A 19,023-nucleotide genomic window follows, 5' to 3' on the forward strand; every position below is an offset into this window, starting at 1 on the left:
TTATTATGTTTAAACCAAATAGTTTGCTAAAATCATTAAAACATCAAGAATCTGAGTTAGGCATGGAGTTTAGTCTTTTATGTTGGAATGTTGCAAAACTTACTCTTAAAAGCTCATATAAAGCATTTATTGATTCACTTATACAAAACCATAACTTCGATATATTACTACTTCAAGAAGTAAAAAAGAGTATTCCTCATGAACTAGAACTACATGACTACTCTTATGTTTTATCGCCTAATATCGAGACAAAAAAGCATGTTTTTGGGGTACTTAGCGCTTTTAAAACATCGTGTGAGAGTGAACTCTCTTTGCTGACAAAAAAACAGGAACTGCGCTACACAACACACAAAGTATCACTTATTACACACCATAAAATTTCACAGGAGCAGACACTGCTTGTCGTCAATCTTCATGCTATCAACTTTGTACGAAATCTTGATTTTAAACATGAATTGAATTCACTTTATGAAACTATCAGTTCACATAAGGGAGCAATGATCGTGGCGGGTGATTTTAATACTTGGAACTTAAAAAGAGTACGCTTTTTAGAGGAGTTTGCAGAAAATCTTTCTCTTAAAAAAGTGATATTCAGCAATGAAATACATCTTAAAAAAATTTTCACAAACTCAATAGATTATATCTTTTACAGAGATTTGAATCTTACCTACTCCGAAGTGATAGACAGCAAAAAAATCTCAGACCACAACCCTATTATTGCAAAATTTAAATATTAATCTATAAACTCTACAACCTCTTCAAACGGCACTCTTAATTGAGATGATTGTTTATTGATTCTGTAGCCAAAAGGAAGTACCAAAGAAAGTTGATATTTTTTAATATCAATATTTAAAATTCTCTCAACATTCTCTTTCTCAAACCCCTCTATCGGGCAGCTGTCTATCCCAAGAGTAGCTGCTTTTGTCATCATATTTGCAGCAGCAATATAAGTTTGTTTTGCAGTCCAACAAAGTATGTTTTCATCGCTGCTTAGAGTTTTGCTCAAATGTGATGCATATTTTTGCATATAAAAATCAAGCATCTCCTGCGGCATCTCTCTTCTTGAAAATCTCTTCTTAACGACTCCACTCTCCGGTTTTACATCTTCTATCGCAGCAAGTATAACCACTAAATGGGAGCATGAAGTAACCTGAATTTGATCCCAGCAGTAAGGTCGTATTTTTGCTTTTAACTCTTCGTTTTTAATTACCAAAAATTTCCATGGTTCCATGCCAAACGATGATGGAGATTTTCGCCCTGCTTCGAGTATATCTATTATATCTTTCTCTGATATTTTCTTATTTTCGTTAAACACTTTACACGCATGCCTAAAATCCATAGCTTCATTAAAACTTTTTTCCATAAAGATAGCTCCTAAGTCATAATTTAAATAAAAGATTATATACTTCCATTCTTAATTTAAACGCAAAATAAATAGAGACTATTTTGCTGTATTAACTGTTACAAGACCAAAAATTGCTTGTCACAAAAAAGAAATACAATATAAAAGAAATAAATTTATGGAAAATTTTGCACTTATTTTTAGCGCTATTTTTATAGGATATATTATAAATAAATTAGATGTTTTTCCAAAAGACACACCTCTTATTTTAAACCAATTTATTCTCTATATTTCAGCTCCAGCTTTAGTCCTTCTTCAAATTCCAAAATTAAACTTCTCTTTTGAGGTTATGATTCCTGTTTTTATAGCTTGGCTTGTAATGAGCATAAGCGCTTTGGCAGTTTTATACTTTTCAAAATTGCTCACATTTACAAAAGAGATAACAGGTGCTTTGATGCTTGTAGCAGTCTTGGGTAATACTTCTTATCTAGGAATACCAATGATTCAAGCTTATTTTGGAGAATCAGCGCTTGGATATGTTGTAATGTATGATCAATTAGGCTCTTTTATAGCGCTTTCTACCTATGGAACTTTTGTATCAATCTATTATTCAAATACACAAAATGTTGATATAAAAGTACTCTTTCTTAAAATATTAACATTCCCACCATTTTTGGCTCTAATCATTGCTCTTTGTTTTATTGGCACCACATTTCATCCGGTAGTAGAGAGTGTGTTATCTTCACTTGCTAGCACAATTATTCCTTTGGCTCTTGTAGCAGTCGGTCTTCAACTTCAATTCAAACTTCCATCAGAAGACATAAAACCATTTACACTGGCTTTGGGAATTAAACTTATCTTAGCTCCCATTTTAGCAATTATAATTTGTAATATATTTTCTTGGAACAGTAAAGCTGCTTTAATATCCATAATGGAAGCTTCTATGGCACCTATGATAACTGCAGCTGCAATTGCTTCTATGGCAGGACTTGCGCCAAGACTAAGTTCTGCTATTGTTGGCTATGGAATTATATTTTCTTTTTTTACAACATGGGTTGTTTATAATTACATAACATAACAAAAACAGATAAAAATTTATATATTTTTTAAACTATTCTTTAAAATGCCATTTATCATGTTTTTAAATATAAAATAGTGTGCAGGGACTAAAGAGTACCAATAGAGTCTACCCCATATCCCTTTTGGATAAAAATAGGCAGATTGGATAAGTTTATCCCCCTCTATCTTAAACTCAAGCCAAGCATGACCCGGCAATTTCATTTGAGCAAACAGAAGAAGTCTCTCATTTTCCTTTAAATCTTCAACCCTCCAAAAATCAAGACACTCGCCTAGTCTTAAATCACAGCTATCTCGTCTACCGCGGTTAAGCCCTACTCCGCCCAATGCTTTATCGGCAATGCCCCGCAACTCCCATAAAAAATCGTAATCAAACCAGCCGTTCTCGCCGCCTATTGATTTAATAGCCTTAAACACCTTCTCTTTATCATAAGCACTGATATCGGCTTCTTTTCTATCTACAAATATAGCGTCATTTATCTCTTTTGCATGCGTCTGCTCCCATGATGAACCCTCCGCATCGCTCCATCTGCTTATTACCTGATTCTCTTCTATTTCGCTTACTGCTTTTTGTACGGCTTGGATATAATTCATAGGTTCAATATTTGGAAAGTATTTTTTAGCATTATCGTTTTGAATAGTTACTTCGCATTTTAAACCCTCTATCAATGCTTTTGCAACAATAAAAGGAACGGGTGTAAAGAGATTAAGCCAGTAGGATGAAAAATTTATACTCATAAACGGAACAGGAATAAGATATCTTTTAAGTTCAAGTGCTTTTGCTGTTTGTAGCATCATATCTCTGTACATCATTTTTTGTGAACCTATATCTACAACTAAATTTTTATCATACTCAAGATAGAGAGATGAAATAAGATAGTTGATAACATCATCAACCGCAATCGGCTGCGCATATGTATTGACCCATTTTGGAGTTATCATAACAGGGAGTTTTTCAACAAGATTTCTTATAATCTCAAAACTTGCACCTCCAGATCCTATTATCACGCCTGCACGCAGCCAAATACTCTGAACACTATCAGAAGAGCTGAGTATCTCTCCTGTTTGTATTCTACTTAGGAGATGTTCACTTGTATCGCTGTTTTTAACGCCAAGTCCGCCAAGATAGATAACTCTTTTTACACCGCACTCAGAAGCAATATCTATAAAATTTTGAGCTGAGAGATTATCTAAATCCTTATAATTTTTTTTATTAAGAGAGTGAATAAGATAATAAGCCATATCTATTCCATCTAACGCTTTTTTTAAAGCATCCCTGTCAAATGTGTCCCCTTCTATCACTTCAAAATTTTTAAGTATATCCTCTGAGAGACTCTTTTTATTTCGCACAAAAATTCTAAGCTCTACATCTTTTTGATTTTTAAGTGCATTTTTCAATCTTCTTCCGATATATCCATTTGCACCTGTTAATAAAACTTTTATCATAAAATCCCACTTTTGAAATAAAATCATACCCGCTCTTATAAAGAGAACTATTGTGAATTTAAAACAATTCTACCTAAATTTATTTGCAATATATGTTAAAATTGCACTGTTTTTTATCTAAATAAAATTTGAAATTTATTAGTAGGAATGTTTATGCAAAATTTCATAAATGAAATTGATTTTCAAGCTCTTTTACAAGTTTCTATAATAATGGGCTCAAGCATACTCATTTCAATAATTGCCTATTTTATATCTAAAAAATATATAATAAAAATTATACATAAACTTATTTTTAAAACAAAATCAGAGCTGGACAATACATTTATTAAAACAGGTTTTTTTGAGCAGCTTGCCCATCTTGTTCCTCCTGTTGTAATTCTTTATTTTTCTCAATTTTATCCACAAAACATAAGCAGCAGTGTTTCTCAAATAATCAAATTTTGGATAGCTGTTGTAATTATAAAAACTATAGATAAATTTTTATCAACTACTCTAGAGATATATAACACTCTGGAAATTTCAAAAGACAAACCCATAAAGGGTTATATCCAGCTTCTAAAAATGATTGTTTATATCCTTGGTTTTATTATCGCCGTATGTGTTTTAGTTGGCATTTCTCCATGGGGAGTTCTAAGCGGTGTTGGTGCATTTACCGCCGTTTTGATGTTTATATTTAAAGATACAATCCTCTCTCTTGTCGCAAGCGTGCAGATTGTTGCAAATGACCTCTTTAGAGTCGGCGACTGGATAGAAGCTGAAAATTTTGGTGCAGATGGAGAAGTTATCGATATCGCCCTGCACTCGGTAAAGGTTCAAAACTGGGATAAAACCATAGTTACTATTCCGACTTATAAATTTATGGAGAGCTCTTTTAAAAACTGGAGAGGCATGGAAAAGAGCGGCGGCAGAAGAATTAAGCGCTCTTTGTTTATAGATGTAAACTCTATCAAATTCTGCAACACTGAACTTCTAGAAAAACTAGATAAAATAGAGATTTTAAAAGAGTATCTCAAAGAGAAACAAAAAGTTGTCGATACAACAAATGAGATAACGCTTAACAAAAGAAAACTTACAAATATAGGAACTTTCAGAGAGTATATAAAAAGATACTTGGAAAATAATCCAAATATAGACAGCAAAAATTTCACTTTTATTATAAGACAGCTTCAGCCAACTTCCAAAGGTGTTCCTCTTGAAGTCTACGCTTTTAGCAATAAAAATAAATGGGCAGAATATGAAGCGGTACAATCAGATATTTTTGACCATCTTCTTGTAGCGCTTAAAGAGTTTGACCTAAGACTTTATCAAGAACCATCAGGAGAGTTAGTCACTCTTAAATAACCCTCTCTATATACTCTTTGATCTCTTCTGCACTGCCTTTAAAGACCACCTGCTTAGAGCGTTTTTGTATCTGATAATCATACATTGGATCATAATAGTTTTGCAGAAGATACGCTACCCACTCTTTGTAACCATCAAATGAGCTGTTTCTCTTCTGCTCCTCTAAAGCATTTTTAAAAAGCATACACACCTCACTGTACTTTTGATTTCCAAGTCGTTTTTTTATCCGATACATGGCATTTTCTATGCTTTCTTGCCAAACTTTGAAAGCATCTGTAAAACCTGCACTCTCATACACTTCTTGCGCTTTAACAACATACTCATCTAAAGTTATCTCTATTCTCTTATCTATTGGCGTTTCAAGTATAACAAGCGGTGCTTTGGACATCACAGGTATAAAACTATCAGGCATAAAAACAGTGCCGATATGTTTTCCTTCATCTTCAAAAACAAGAGTTTTAAGCCCCTCTTCTCTTTTTTGAATCAATCTATATGCTAAATTATTCTCAAAATTAATCTGTGAGGTTTGCGGTGTGATTTTTTGCCCAAAAGAGGAGCCTCTGTGGTTTGCAAGTCCTTCAAGATCGATTGCATTTTGCATCTTTTTAAGCTCTATTGTTTTTCCTGAACCGGTTCTTCCGCCGAGAATTATAGGCTTAAATTGTTGATTAAAATGTTCAAGTTCATTTAGCAAATAACCTCTAAAGGCTTTGTATCCGCCCTTTAAACGAACTATCTTTCTGCCTTTTTCTTGCATCCAGCTCTGTGCTATCTTAGAGCGCTGTCCGCCTCGAAAACAATAAAGCAAAGCATCAGGATTTGAATCCATAAAATCAAGCCATGCCTGCACACGCTTCTCTTTTATATCTCCTCTTACCAGTTGATGCCCAAGCTCTAGAGCTTTTGCATTTCCGTTGTTTTTATAACATATTCCTATATCGTGCCGCTCTTCATCATTCATAATAGGAAGATTTGCAGCATGTAAAAATGATCCTTTTTTAAACTCTACCGGTGCACGGACATCAATTAAAGGAGTATTATTTACAACAATTGATTTAAAGTCATCAAAAAGTTCATTCACTTATAAAACCTCTATTAAATATTTGCCTTGTGCTGCTGTTTCACCGATTGGCTCAAGTTCTAAACCTGCCGCACGCACTGTTTTGTAAAATGCATCTAAACCATCTTTTTTAACTATAACAAGAAGTCCGCCTGAGGTTTGTGCATCGCAGAGTATCTCTCTTTGCATGTCACTCATCTGAGAAATTTTATGGCCGTAACTCATAAAGTTTTTACGAGAACCGCCAGGTATACAGCCAAGCGCTCTATATTTTTCAACATTTCTTAGAAGCGGGACTTTCTCAAACCATATATTTGCACTTATTCCACTTGCTTCGCACACTTCGCTCAAATGTCCTAAAAGACCAAATCCTGTAATGTCTGTCATAGCTAAAACACCATCAAGAGATGCCAAAGCACTCCCCTGTTTATTGAGTGTAACCATAGCTTCAATCGCTGCATCTATGTCGCCTACTTCAATCTTTTTTTGTTTTTGAGCGGTTGTAAGTATGCCGATACCTATAGGTTTTGTTAGAAATATAAAACAATCTTCCTCGGCACTGTTGTTTTTCATAAGGTTTTTATTCTCTACCAAACCCGTAACAGCCAATCCAAAAATCGGCTCGGGAGAGTCTATAGAGTGCCCGCCGGCAAGAGGAATACCCGCATCTTCACAAACAGCTCGACCTCCTTCTATTACCTGACGCGCCACATCTGCGCTTAGCTTATCTATCGGCCATCCAAAGATGGAGATAGCCATAAGAGGCTTCCCTCCCATCGCATAAATATCACTTAGTGCATTTGTAGCAGCGATGCGCCCGAAAGTAAAAGGATCATCTACTATAGGCATAAAAAAATCAGTTGTAGAGAGAACAGATGTGCCATTGCCCAAATCATAAGCAGCTGCGTCATCTTTATGCTCATTTCCCACAAGAAGCTGTGGATAGAGAGCAGTTGAGATGTTGGTTTTTAGTATCTCATCAAGAAGCATTGGAGAGATTTTACATCCGCATCCTGCTCCATGACTATACTCTGTTAATTTTATTTGCTCCACTCTTTTCCTTTAAAATTATTATTTAATTTGCTTTTTTATTTATGAAGTAAAAGCTCTTTTGCAAGATATTCGCCCGTATAAGAGAGAGTTTTTTTATGCTCGTCTGCTACCTTTTCAGGGCTTCCCTCAGCGATTATAAGACCGCCGCCGCTTCCGCCTTCAGGTCCCATGTCTATGATGTAGTCGGCATTTTTTATCATGTCGAGATTATGCTCAATTATAAGCACCGAGTTGCCAAGCTCTACAAACTTATGAAGAACACCAGTCAGCCTGTCCACATCTGCAAAATGAAGTCCTGTTGTCGGTTCGTCAAGTATATAAAGTGTCTTGCCCGTATCTTTTCGGCTAAGCTCTTTTGAAAGCTTGATTCTCTGAGCCTCACCTCCTGATAGTGTTACTGCATTTTGACCAAGAGTAATATAGCCAAGACCAACATCCACAAGTGTTGAGAGTATCTGATTGATTTTAGGAATAGGTTTAAAAAATTCATATGCCTCTTCTACGCTCATTTTAAGCACTTCAGAGATATTTTTTCCTTTATACAACACTTCTAGCGTTTGTTGATTGTAGCGCGTGCCTTTACATGTGTCACACTTAACCATAATGTCAGGCAAAAAGTGCATCTCAATCTTGTTTTCGCCCTCGCCCTGGCACTTCTCGCATCTTCCGCCTTTGACATTGAAGCTAAATCTAGAACTCGTATAGCCTCGTATCTGTGCCTCTTTTGTCTGTGCGAAAAGATTTCTTATCTCATCCATGACGCCCGTGTATGTTGCGGGGTTTGATCTCGGAGTTCGCCCTATCGGACTTTGGTCGAGATAGATCACTTTGTCTACATGTTCTAATCCAGTTATCTCAACACCTGCTACTTTGTTAACCTTTCTTGCATGATTTAAAAGCTCTCTTGCTGTCGGAAGAAGTGTTTGAAGCATCAAAGAGCTCTTTCCGCTTCCGCTCACACCTGTTATACAGACAAAATTATTGAGAGGGATTCTTGCACTTAGATTTTCTATATTGTTAAGTGTCACATTTTTAATCTCTATAAACTTATCCTGTTTGCGTCTGTAAAAATACTCAATCTTTTTTCTGCCGTAAAGATAGTCCGCGGTCAGTGTTTTTGCCTTTTTTAACTTCTCAAGCGTTCCTGCAAAAACGACCTCTCCGCCGAATTTTCCTGCACCCGTTCCGATATCTACTATAAAATCTGCATTCTCTATGGTCTCTTTGTCATGTTCGACGACGATAACGCTGTTCCCCTTCTCTTGAAGGCTTCTAAGGGTGCGGATAAGTTTTAGCGTATCTCTCTCATGCAATCCGATGCTCGGCTCATCCAAAACATATAAAACACCAGTTAAACCGCTGCCGATCTGCGAAGCAATGCGGATTCTCTGCGCTTCTCCTCCGCTTATAGTTCTTGCATCGCGCCCAAGGGTAATGTAACCAAGTCCAACATCAAACAAAAAGTAGAGCCTCTCTCTAATCTCATTTAAAATAGGTGCTGATATCTGCTCATTCTGCTTTGAGAGAGCAGAAAAGTTGCTCTCTTCTTTAAACCACTCATGGCTCTTTGCAATAGGCATATCCAAAATCTCTGCAATTCCTTTGCCCGCCACCTTTACTGCAAGTGATTCTCTTTTAAGTCTATGTCCATTACAGACATTGCAGACCTTCTCACTCATATAATCAGCCAACTCTTTCTCATCTTTGAACATATCGTATGCTATCTTGATAATTCCAGGCCAGACACGCTTCACTTCATGGTTTTTCCACAAAAAACTCACTTCATCGATACCACCGTGGAGTATGGCTTTTTGTTTATACTCGGGAAGTTCTGAGTACGGCACGGTGATGTCAATATCGTTTGCTGCACAAAAGCCCTTTAAAAATGTAAAGTAGTACCCTTTGTTAAAGCCGTAAACAATCTTAACGGCACCCTTTTCTATACAGAGATCTCTGTCAATTATCTTGTCTTGATCAAGCGCGTAGCGAAGTCCAAGTCCGTCACACTCGCTGCAAGCTCCTTTTGGAGAGTTAAAAGAGAAAGAGAGCGGTTCTAGAGGATCAAAACTTATCTTACAGTCAAAACATGCATTATGTTCGCTATAGTGGATGCTTTGACTTTTGAGACCCAGCTCTTCATAGTTTAGTATATCAACCTCCAGCTCTCCATAGCTCTCTTTAAGCGCTTTTTCAACATCAGCGGCTATTCTCTCTTTGTTCTCCTCTTTGACTACGACTCTGTCAACAACAACTTTTATAGTATGTTTTTTTGTTTTGCTAAGCTCTATCTCTTCATCAAGCCTTACCATTACGCCGTCAATCATGGCGCGTACATACCCTTTGTGTACCAAAGATTCTAAAATATCATGAAAACTTCCCTTTTTTTCACGCACTAAAGGTGCTAAAAGAACAAGCTTTGCTCCCTCTGGAAGTTTTGCAACTTCGCCAATTATATCCGAAGCACTCATTTGAGAAATTTTTTTGCCGCATTTATGACAGTGCTGCACTCCAATGCGTGCATAAAGAAGTCTTAAATAATCATATATTTCAGTAATTGTTCCGACTGTTGAGCGCGGATTTTTAGAGGTTGTTTTTTGATCGATGGCAATAGCAGGAGTAAGCCCCTCGATCTTATCGACATCAGGTTTGCCGACACGATCTAAAAACTGTCTTGCATAAGATGACAAAGACTCCATATAGCGTCTCTGCCCCTCAGCATAAAGAGTATCAAAAGCCAGAGTTGATTTTCCACTTCCACTCAATCCTGTAAAAACAACTAGTTCATTTTTGGGAATTTCTAATGATATATTTTTTAAATTATTCTCCCTTGCACCTATTATTTTAATTAACTCTTTTTTTTTCATTATTTATCAACTTCCTCTAAAAAAATATTCTCTGCATTAAGTATATAACAATAAAAAGATAAAAAACTACTAATAGTTTTTTTTGCAATACTGCATCAACTTTATCTTTAAGTAAAATACCGACATAAACACCAAAAAGAGATGCCAATCCTATGGTTATACCACTAAAAAAATCTATCTCTCTACTTAATGAGTGAGAAATAAGACCTGAAATAGATGAAAAAACTACAAAAAATAGACCCGCAGATATAGCTTTTTTAAGATCTACATGTAAAAATCCAACCAAAATCGGTACTAAAAGTACACTCCCGCCAACACCAATGAGCATACTTACAATGCCCAAAACAACTCCTATAAAAAACAAAATAAATTTGTTTACATCTTTTTGAACCGCACCTATTTTTGTTTTAAAAAAGAGTCTGCTTAGAGCAAAAAAAGCAAAAAATAAAAAAATTATTTCTAATGTTTTATCATCAAAACCAGAAGCAATAAATCCACTTAAAAATGCACCACAAAACCCACCGATACCTATTGTGAGAACCATTGGAACATCTAATGTTTTCTTTTTATTGTTTAGATAACTGCCATAGATAGAACTAAAGACCATTTGCACTACAGAAATACCGATTGCATCCTTAATCTGATAGCCCAATAACAAAAGCGATGGAACAAGTATTGTCCCTCCGCCAATGCCGAAAAAACCAGATAAAAAACCTACACCAACACCCAAAAAAATCAATTCTATCATTGTTCAAACTTTTTTTCGAATTATATCATTTTTAAAACAGGGTTTAATTTTACTTTGAGATTTATTGAAGTATAATCATCGATGTTAAGGAGTTATAATTGAAAGAGAAAAGATATAACTACGAAAATTTTAACCCAAAAACAGAACTTTCTTGGATAGATTATTCAGGGTTATTAGATGTAGAAGTTGACTTTGTATCTGAACTTGGCAGAATTGAACTCTCAATCGAAGAAATTTTAAAACTGACAAAAGGTTCTATTATAGATCTAAAAAAGCCGGCTGGCGGAAATATTGAATCATATATTAACGGCCATCTCTTAGGTAAAGGTGAAGTCATTGTAAGTGACAAAAATCTTGCAGTGAGAATAAATGAAATTTTAGATCCAAATACAGTTTTAGATAATTTTGCAGAAGAAAAGCGATGATAAAATTCTTATTGCTTTTTTTGCTTCCTCTCTCTTTATATGCCTCAAAAATATTAAGCTTTAATATCTATGATAAAAAAGACAAAGTAGATATTATCTTGACTTTTGATACTCCATACAATGGAGTTATTAAACAAAAATCAAACGATTCAAATATAATTATCAAACTTGAAGATGTTTCTATCGAATCACCTAAAATTAAAAAACTTTCATCATCGCATATAAAATCAATAACAATAACCCAAATAAAAGGGTATACAGAGATTATTGCAGATGTGCCGCCTTTGGTCAACCTAGAAGTTTCTAAAACACCTGATGCATATGCTTTAAGATTAAGATTTATAGCTTCACCTCCACTTTCAAACTCTCTTCAAACAAAAGAGAATAATGAGATATCCCAAAATTACTATATTTTTATAACCTTGCTGATTTTAACGGCAGCAATACTTTTTTATATGAAAAAAAGAGTATCTGTAAAACAAAGTAAAGATTCTAAACAAGAAAATTTTCTATCCCATATAAATAGCGTCAGCATTAGATTTCAAAAATCCATCAACAGCCAAAACAGTGTTGTTATGCTTGATTTTGGTGAACAAAGCTATCTTATTCTTATAGGAAAAAGTAATATATTGCTTGATAAGTTTACTCAAAACAGACCAGTAACAGAAAGTGAATTTAACTCTATTTTACAAAAAAGGCAAAAAGAGATTGATGCTTTTTTCAGTGATAACAAAGATTCAAAAGAGTATTTGCAATCATATAAAGAAAAAGCAGCTTCGCTGCGATACGAATCTTAAAATTAGAGTTGAGATCTATCTTGTAGAAGTTTTTTGATTATTTTAAGATTTGACAGAGTAAGTTTATATTGTTCATCCATCATTTTACTTATATGATATACTTCAGTCACAGTAATACCGTAAGGATCTTTTTTCTCTTTAATAATTTTATCTTCATCAAAAGAGTACAAATACAAGCTTTTTCGTGTTAGCTGCACATAGTATGTCAATACTATCTCGTTTGAATGCTTCTTTTCAATCGCTACTATTACCCGCTGCTCATCTCTATAACTGTTATCTAATTGTAGTTCATCTCTTATCTCGGCTACATCGATATAACCGATATAAAATTTATTATATAAATCATGATATCTTTGAATTTTTTCGCTCATTAAAAAATTCATATCTAGTATATATTTTTTATGGCTTCTTATTGTTTTGCTAATCCATGAAATAGTATTGTAATATCTAAACGGATAGAGTTTTAAGGAGTGTGCTTCTATCATTTTCTCAGATTTAATTCTTTTCTTTGGCATCAGCTTTTTAGCATCCGTATCAACAATATAATCAAGCACGCCCTTAGCTGAAAACTCTTCGGTAAACCAAACACTGCAATATGAAGGAAACTGTCTTACTCCTGTAGCTCCTTCATTTAGAATAATTAAAGATTTTATCTCATAATTTGGAAAGATGATTTCAAGTAAAGCTTTTTTCTTTCTAAGTCTTTTTCTAAGTTTTAAAACAGATTTGACAAGAGTCATCTCTACAAAATAGAGCTCTTTATCTTTTGTAATAAACATAGCATCAAATTCACTTATTTCTCTGCTTTTAGTTCTATAAACAATCTGCTGTTTTTCACTTATGGAGAGAGTATTGGCATGTGCTTTTATCTTGTCTTGATGAAAACCCTTAAGTACAAATTTTTCTATGTTATCATTTTCTACTGCGTAAATAAGAAGTTTTTCATAAATAAAGTTTTCAAAAACTTCACCTTCAAAGGAGCGGTATGAACTTAAAAAGTGGGGATCATCTTCGCTAACGCCTCTTCTTATCAAAGATAAGAGGTGTTTTACATTGTAATCATAATGTAGTAAATTATCTCCAATATCACTCTCATCTAATGTTTTTATTGATTTACTGATTTTTAACAAATTATCTCATTACTACAAAAAAAGTCATCTATGACAGCACGGTATTCTTTTATATCTGATATACGGTTTACACTGTCCCTAAGTGCTGATGCACCTCGGTAACCTTTAGAGTAAGTATGAGTATGCTTTCTAAACATGGGTACTCCATGAGAACCATAAAACTCTATCATCTTATCAAAGTGCTCCATGATTATATCATGCTTAATATTTTTGTCAATATCTTTAGTTCCTGTTTTAAGCTGATGGAATATCCAAGGAGCACCGACAGCACCTCTTCCGATCATGACTCCGTCTGCTCCTGTGTGTTCTAAAACCCACTTTGCCTTCTCATAAGAGTCTATATCACCGTTTGCGATAACCGGTATATTTATAGCCTCTTTGATCTCTTTTATAGCATCATAATCAACCGGCGCTTTGAATTTTCCCATGCGTGTTCTTCCATGAACCGCTAAAAAATCGGCTCCGCAATCTTCAACTCTCTTTGCTATTTCAATATGATTTTTCTTCTCAAAGCCCAGTCTTATCTTTACACTTGTTAGCTTTTTGTTTGAGGTCTCTTTGATAGTTTTTATAATATCACCCATTAAAGAAAGATCTAAAAGAAGTGAGCTTCCGCTTCCGTGACCAACTACTTTTGGCACGGGACAGCCGCAATTTAGGTCAATAATATCTATTCCCTCTTGCTCATTTAAAATCTCAACTGCTTTACGCACAACATTTACATCTGCTCCTGCAATTTGAACAGAATATGGATCTTCATTTGTGCTTTTTTGTATCATATGAAGTGTTTTAGCAGATCCGTGAGCCAAAGCATTTGAACTAAGCATTTCACTTACAGTCAAATCAGCTCCAAATTTTTTAACCACACTCCTAAAAGGCAGATCCGTATAGCCCGCAAGAGGTGCTAAAACATATATTGGTTTATCAAAGGATATACTTTTAGTCATTTATGCTTTTTTACTATACAAAAAGATTGATATCAAAATTTTCTCCACACTCTCTGAGTGAACTATATGCTTTAAAAGGTATATACTCATTTGCTTGTGAAATATCTAATATCTCTTTTGCAGGATCGATCATCTCCAAATCAAACAGAGTAAAGAGATATGCTTCCATAGCAAACTCTTTTTCATTGCTTAATGTTTCAAAAAGTTTTATTCTTTGTTCAGGAAGCATCGTTTTAGATAATTTTTTAGATGCTTCTATATACTCTTTTGAACTTAATTTTAAATCATTAAAAAGAGAAATTAATGAGTCATTAGATATCTCTAATGTATGCTTATCCGCATTAACTCTGGATAAAATTTCAAAAAGAGCTTCTTTAGTTAAAGCACTTTTATATTTTTCTATCAAATAAAGCGGTGCTTCTTTAACAAAATCAATATATACCTCTTTGCGTAGGCTGCTGTCATATTTTTTCTCATCAGCTAATATATCTTCGGCACTTATATCGCCTTTTTTGTATCTGTTTCTCTCATTTTGAATTACAAGTGGATTTGACGGAAGTAAAGAGTATTTTTTTAAATCAACAGGTTCTCCATTTCTAATTTTATTAATTAAAGTAAGAACTTCACTGATTTTTTTATTATCAATGTCTATATTTACATCTCCGACAGGAAAAATTGTTGCATTATCAATAACAGAACCTAAAAGTTGATATCTACTGGTTTTAAATGAGTTGGAACGATCATTTTTACCAAGATAAGCATCTATAATTGCGTTAACAATTTTTTCATAATCTTTATCAAATTTACGACTTTTTAAAGTACCTAAAAATGAGTAAAACAACATATGAATTACACTGGCTACATATAATATAATCATAGGCAAAATTACCCAAACAGCTATTGAAAACGATGGAAGTGTTGTACCAAATAAATTAATACTTAAGCTTTCTTGAGTTACGAACGCATAAATATACCATCCGACTAATATGATTAATATAAATGCTGCTACTGTGTATTTTTTAATATGCATGCTTTACTCCTTATTTAGATTCTGATTTTTCTACGATCTCTCTACAATCTTTACAGTATATCGCATGAGGCTTAACTTTTAATCTTTGAAACCCAATAAGGTCCTCACACATTTCACATACTCCATATTCACGCGCTGCAATTTTTGCCAATGTTACATTGATCTCTTTTAACTCTTTTTCTTGTTGTTTTACTATTGCATTTTCTACCATTGAGTTATTGTCCGCCGACGCATGATCACCTTCATCGTTTAATTCTAGCAAACCTAACTCATCTAACTCAGCATATACACTATTAATATTTTTTATTATCTGTTCTTTTCTACTTTCTAATATTTCTTTAAAGTATTTTAGCTCACTATCTTGCACTTACTTTCCTTATTTATGATATGGGTGGTTGCTTAAAATTGAAAAACCTCTATAAATCTGTTCAAGCAAAACTACTTTTGCAATCTTATGACTCATAGTTATATTTCCCAAACTTATTACGACATCACTTTTTTTTAAAAACTTGTCTTCAAAGCCATAAGCTCCGCCTATAAAAAATTTAATCGCAATTTTATCATCTAATAGCTTACTAAATTCATAACTATCAACTATTTTCCCATCCGGATGCAATATTATATTAAAACCTTTTGATATATAAGGTTCTAAAAGTTTTGAATATGCCTGTTTAGAGGCTTCCGGTGAGATAGTGTGTGCTTTTGTTACATCTTTGTTAAAAAGTTCCGTATCATCAACTTTTGCAAAGCGAGAAATCATCTTTATAAGCTCTTTATAGAGAGGATCATAGGTAGAGCGCTCTTTTTTTGCAATTGAGACTATCTCTATATTCATGATAAAAGCCCACTTCCTATGACATGATATGTAACATTTGAAAATTTATCACTTTTTTGAACACCTCCGATTGCAGCTACAAAATGTCTGGATAATGAAGCAATTTCATCCAGCTCTTCTCCAAGAATTGTTGATATGTCATTTTTTGTATTTGTATTTCTATATGCCCCTAAACCAATATAATTTAACTCCATCTCATTAGCTTGCAATACCTCTGCTTTACTGTGTGTAGAGATGCCTAATATTTTATCTTTTTTAATAATTTCTCTTAAAGTTTTTACCGCTCTGACTGGATCATTGTCAATAGTTTTTAAATCCTCTTGCCCGACATGCACACCGTCGCAAAACTCTACAAGTTCATATGCATCGTTTACAATCAAAAAACCATCATATATATTTCTGATTTTAATAAGCTGTTCTTTTATAAACTGCTTATTTGCATTTTTATTGCGGTATTGGATTATCTCTGCTTTTTGCTCTATTGCAATGCGAATATAATCTTCTATTGAGATTTCTCTTTTATCTAGAAGATCTTGGTCACATAGTGCGTAAAGACGCATTATGCAACTTTTAGAAGTGTTAAAAGATCTGAAAGTGTTTGCTTAAGATTATTTCTATTTACAACCATGTCAATGGAGCCCTTTTCAAGTAAAAACTCTGCGCGTTGAAATCCATCCGGAAGAGCAGAGCCGATTGTCTGTTCAATAACTCTCTGTCCTGCAAAACCGATAAGAGCGCCTGGTTCAGCTATAATGATATCACCAAGTGTTGCAAATGAAGCACTTACTCCACCCATTGTAGGGTCAGTAAGAACTGAAATATATGGAAGATTATGATTTGCCAGTTTTGCTAAAGCTGCAGAAGTTTTACTCATTTGAAGAAGTGAAAAAGTACTCTCCTGCATTCTAGCACCACCGCTTGCACTAAGTATTATTAAACCATGTCTTTTCTCTATGGCACGATTAACAGCACGAACAATTTTTTCACCCTCAACAGAGCCTAAAGAGCCGCCCATAAAAGCAAAATCGAATATAACAAGCTGTGCTGCAACGCCATTCATTTCACATTCGCCGCTTACAACAGATGAATTTTTACCTGTTTTTTTTGCAGCATCTTCAAGCCTTTGCTTATAAGATATTTTATCTACAAACTCTAAAGGATCTACAGGTTTTAAATTATCATCATACTCTACAAATGTTCCTTCATCTGCTAAAAGTTCGATTCTCTCTTTAACTCCTATTCTAATATGATAACCACATTTAGGACAAACATGTTTTTGATTTTCCACCTCTTTGTAATACATCAAAGATTGACAAGATTTACATTTAACCCAGTGAGCAGGAGCTTCACTCTTTACTGGCTGTTTTTGATTTTTATTTCTAGAAAAAATGCTTAAGAGGTTCAAAGATTATCCTTTATTATATTAATGGGACGAATTATATCAAATTTTATATTATACTTTACATATATAATTTTTTATAGATAATCAATAAAAAAAATTCTGCATACAAATTTGTTGCATGCAGAAAATTAAGCCCCCTTTATTTAAGCAAAGACTTCACTATGCTTCTTGCCGCTTCACGACCGTCGTAAGCTGCTGTTACAACCAAATCAGCACCTCTATAACAGTCACCTCCCGCATAAATTCCAGAAGTTGTAGTCTCATGCGTATTTTCATTAATAACAATCCCGCCCCACTTGTTTGTTTCTATGCCATTTTCTGCTAAAAATGACGGGATTTCTGGATTAAAACCTAAAGACATGATTATTACATCAGCACTTATTCTGTGTTCACTCCCTTTAATCTCCTCCATTTTTTGACGACCGCTATCATCTTTTGCTCCAAGAGTAGTTTTAATTAACTCTACTGCAATTGCATTGCCTTTGTCATTAAGAACAATTTCTTTAGGGGAGACAAAAAATATAAAATCAACTCCCTCTTCCATTGCATTTTTATACTCTTTTTGACTTCCTGGCATATTGTGAGCATCGCGTCTATATAGACAGGTAACACTTTTTGCACCCTCTCTCCTAGCAGTTCTTAAACAATCCATAGCTGTGTCTCCACCGCCGATTACAACAACATTTTTATCTTTAAAATCAAATTTTTTATCATAAGATTGTTTAAAATTTTTTCTCTGAATTGCTGTTAAATAATCCATTGCTTTATAAACATTTGGTGCCTGTTCTCCGTTGATAGAAGCTTTTTTGGCTTTTGTAGCACCGACACCTATAAACATTGCATCATGTTTATCTGCAATCTCTTCAAAAGCTATATCTTTGCCTACTTCACACCCAAGCACAAGCTCCATGCCTGCTTCGATAAGATATTTTACACGGCGCTCAACTATTTTCTTGTCAAGCTTAAAATTTGGAATACCATATGTTAAAAGTCCGCCTGCTCTATCGCTTCTCTCATACATAGTCACTGCTATTCCTGAACGCAAAAGATAGGTTGCAGCCGAGAGTCCAGCCGGTCCACTTCCGATAATTGCAACTTTTTTATCAGTTGTTATTCCTGGAAATTCAGGTTTATATCCTGCTTTAAATCCCTCTTCTGTAATGTGTGTTTCCACTGAACCGATTGTAATAGCACCATGACCGTCATTTAAAGTACAATCGCCTTCGCAGAGTCTGTCATGCGGGCAGACTCTACCCATAACTTCAGGAAACGGAGATGGCTCGTTTGAGAGTTTAAAAGCAAACTCTAAATCTTTCTCACTTATAGCCTTTAGCCATTGTGGGATATAGTTGTGAAGCGGACATTTATTAAGACAAAACGGGTCTCCGCACTGAATACATCTCTCGCTTTGTGTTGCAGCTTCACTCTTGTCAAAAACTTCGTAAATCTCTCCAAAATCTTTTGTTCTCTCTACGACTAATCTTTTTTTTGCTTCTACTCTTTCAATTGTTAAATACTCTCTCATG

19 protein-coding genes are annotated in these 19,023 nt (G+C 34.4%); 5 read left to right on the forward strand and 14 right to left on the reverse strand.

The genetic code is table 11. The annotated features are described in order from the left end of the window. Positions 1-5: 5 nt before the first annotated feature. On the forward strand, positions 6-737 hold the full coding sequence (locus CVO_RS04910) for an endonuclease/exonuclease/phosphatase family protein (RefSeq protein WP_152299297.1): 732 nt from the start codon (positions 6-8) through the stop codon (positions 735-737). Here CVO_RS04910 and CVO_RS04915 read toward each other — a convergent pair. Next, positions 734-1,363: an NAD(P)H-dependent oxidoreductase gene (locus tag CVO_RS04915; protein ID WP_159570454.1), complete on the reverse strand. Its 630-nt coding sequence runs from the start codon at positions 1,361-1,363 to the stop codon at positions 734-736. The genes CVO_RS04910 and CVO_RS04915 overlap by 4 nt on opposite strands. 157 nt (positions 1,364-1,520) lie before the next feature. On the opposite strand from CVO_RS04915, the gene CVO_RS04920 reads away from it, so the two are divergent. Next, a complete protein-coding gene (locus tag CVO_RS04920; RefSeq protein WP_152299295.1) occupies positions 1,521-2,420 on the forward strand; it encodes an AEC family transporter in 900 nt (299 codons plus the stop codon). A gap of 17 nt (positions 2,421-2,437) precedes the next feature. Here CVO_RS04920 and CVO_RS04925 read toward each other — a convergent pair whose 3' ends face one another. Then, positions 2,438-3,865, reverse strand: coding sequence for an SDR family oxidoreductase (locus CVO_RS04925; protein WP_241690936.1), 1,428 nt, complete (start codon positions 3,863-3,865; stop codon positions 2,438-2,440). 153 nt (positions 3,866-4,018) lie between these two features. Here CVO_RS04925 and CVO_RS04930 point away from each other — a divergent pair, with 153 nt between their 5' ends. Then, on the forward strand, positions 4,019-5,206 hold the full coding sequence (locus tag CVO_RS04930; protein WP_159570457.1) for a mechanosensitive ion channel family protein: 1,188 nt from the start codon (positions 4,019-4,021) through the stop codon (positions 5,204-5,206). On the opposite strand, the gene mnmH is transcribed toward CVO_RS04930, so the two are convergent. From mnmH to CVO_RS04950, 4 genes are read right to left on the reverse strand one after another with little or no spacing between them, the layout of a single operon-like run. Further along, the gene (gene mnmH / locus CVO_RS04935; RefSeq protein WP_152299293.1) at positions 5,199-6,287 is read right to left on the reverse strand and encodes a tRNA 2-selenouridine(34) synthase MnmH; all 1,089 of its coding nucleotides are present in this window, start codon (positions 6,285-6,287) and stop codon (positions 5,199-5,201) included. The genes CVO_RS04930 and mnmH overlap by 8 nt on opposite strands. Continuing rightward, positions 6,288-7,319, reverse strand: coding sequence for a selenide, water dikinase SelD (gene selD / locus CVO_RS04940; protein ID WP_152299292.1), 1,032 nt, complete (start codon positions 7,317-7,319; stop codon positions 6,288-6,290). A 35-nt stretch (positions 7,320-7,354) separates the two neighbouring features. Beyond that, complete coding sequence (gene uvrA, locus CVO_RS04945; RefSeq protein ID WP_159570460.1) at positions 7,355-10,183, reverse strand: excinuclease ABC subunit UvrA; 2,829 nt, start codon at positions 10,181-10,183, stop codon at positions 7,355-7,357. A gap of 16 nt (positions 10,184-10,199) precedes the next feature. Beyond that, the gene (locus CVO_RS04950; RefSeq protein ID WP_152299290.1) at positions 10,200-10,931 is read right to left on the reverse strand and encodes a sulfite exporter TauE/SafE family protein; all 732 of its coding nucleotides are present in this window, start codon (positions 10,929-10,931) and stop codon (positions 10,200-10,202) included. Between the two features lie 98 nt (positions 10,932-11,029). On the opposite strand from CVO_RS04950, the gene fliN reads away from it, so the two are divergent. Both fliN and CVO_RS04960 read left to right on the forward strand, forming a co-directional pair. Then, on the forward strand, positions 11,030-11,356 hold the full coding sequence (gene fliN, locus CVO_RS04955) for a flagellar motor switch protein FliN (RefSeq protein ID WP_159570463.1): 327 nt from the start codon (positions 11,030-11,032) through the stop codon (positions 11,354-11,356). Further along, positions 11,353-12,153, forward strand: a complete 801-nt coding sequence (locus tag CVO_RS04960; protein WP_159570466.1) for a hypothetical protein — start codon at positions 11,353-11,355, stop codon at positions 12,151-12,153. The genes fliN and CVO_RS04960 overlap by 4 nt, the downstream gene beginning before the upstream one ends. Before the next feature lie 2 nt (positions 12,154-12,155). Here the strand turns inward: CVO_RS04960 and CVO_RS04965 are convergent, their stop codons facing one another. The 8 genes from CVO_RS04965 to CVO_RS05000 form a co-directional block, all read right to left on the reverse strand. After that, the gene (locus CVO_RS04965; RefSeq protein WP_159570469.1) at positions 12,156-13,283 is read right to left on the reverse strand and encodes a hypothetical protein; all 1,128 of its coding nucleotides are present in this window, start codon (positions 13,281-13,283) and stop codon (positions 12,156-12,158) included. After that, positions 13,277-14,230 (reverse strand): tRNA dihydrouridine synthase DusB, encoded by a 954-nt coding sequence (gene dusB, locus CVO_RS04970; protein WP_152299286.1) that lies wholly within the window; start codon positions 14,228-14,230, stop codon positions 13,277-13,279. The genes CVO_RS04965 and dusB overlap by 7 nt, the downstream gene beginning before the upstream one ends. A 13-nt stretch (positions 14,231-14,243) precedes the next feature. Then, positions 14,244-15,260 carry a hypothetical protein gene (locus CVO_RS04975; RefSeq protein ID WP_152299285.1) on the reverse strand — a complete coding sequence of 339 codons (1,017 nt, stop codon included), beginning with the start codon at positions 15,258-15,260 and terminating at the stop codon, positions 14,244-14,246. 10 nt (positions 15,261-15,270) lie between these two features. Continuing rightward, the gene (gene dksA / locus CVO_RS04980) at positions 15,271-15,627 is read right to left on the reverse strand and encodes an RNA polymerase-binding protein DksA (protein ID WP_152299284.1); all 357 of its coding nucleotides are present in this window, start codon (positions 15,625-15,627) and stop codon (positions 15,271-15,273) included. A gap of 9 nt (positions 15,628-15,636) precedes the next feature. Next, on the reverse strand, positions 15,637-16,095 hold the full coding sequence (locus CVO_RS04985) for a 23S rRNA (pseudouridine(1915)-N(3))-methyltransferase RlmH (RefSeq protein WP_152299283.1): 459 nt from the start codon (positions 16,093-16,095) through the stop codon (positions 15,637-15,639). Continuing rightward, positions 16,092-16,655, reverse strand: a complete 564-nt coding sequence (locus CVO_RS04990; RefSeq protein WP_152299282.1) for a thiamine phosphate synthase — start codon at positions 16,653-16,655, stop codon at positions 16,092-16,094. The genes CVO_RS04985 and CVO_RS04990 overlap by 4 nt, the downstream gene beginning before the upstream one ends. Further along, the gene (gene accD, locus CVO_RS04995; protein ID WP_152299281.1) at positions 16,655-17,500 is read right to left on the reverse strand and encodes an acetyl-CoA carboxylase, carboxyltransferase subunit beta; all 846 of its coding nucleotides are present in this window, start codon (positions 17,498-17,500) and stop codon (positions 16,655-16,657) included. The genes CVO_RS04990 and accD overlap by 1 nt, the downstream gene beginning before the upstream one ends. A gap of 136 nt (positions 17,501-17,636) precedes the next feature. Beyond that, a complete protein-coding gene (locus CVO_RS05000) occupies positions 17,637-19,022 on the reverse strand; it encodes a glutamate synthase subunit beta (RefSeq protein ID WP_159570472.1) in 1,386 nt (461 codons plus the stop codon). Position 19,023 lies beyond the last annotated feature (1 nt).

Source organism: Sulfurimonas sp. CVO, from assembly GCF_009883775.1.
GTDB lineage: Bacteria > Campylobacterota > Campylobacteria > Campylobacterales > Sulfurimonadaceae > Sulfurimonas > Sulfurimonas xiamenensis.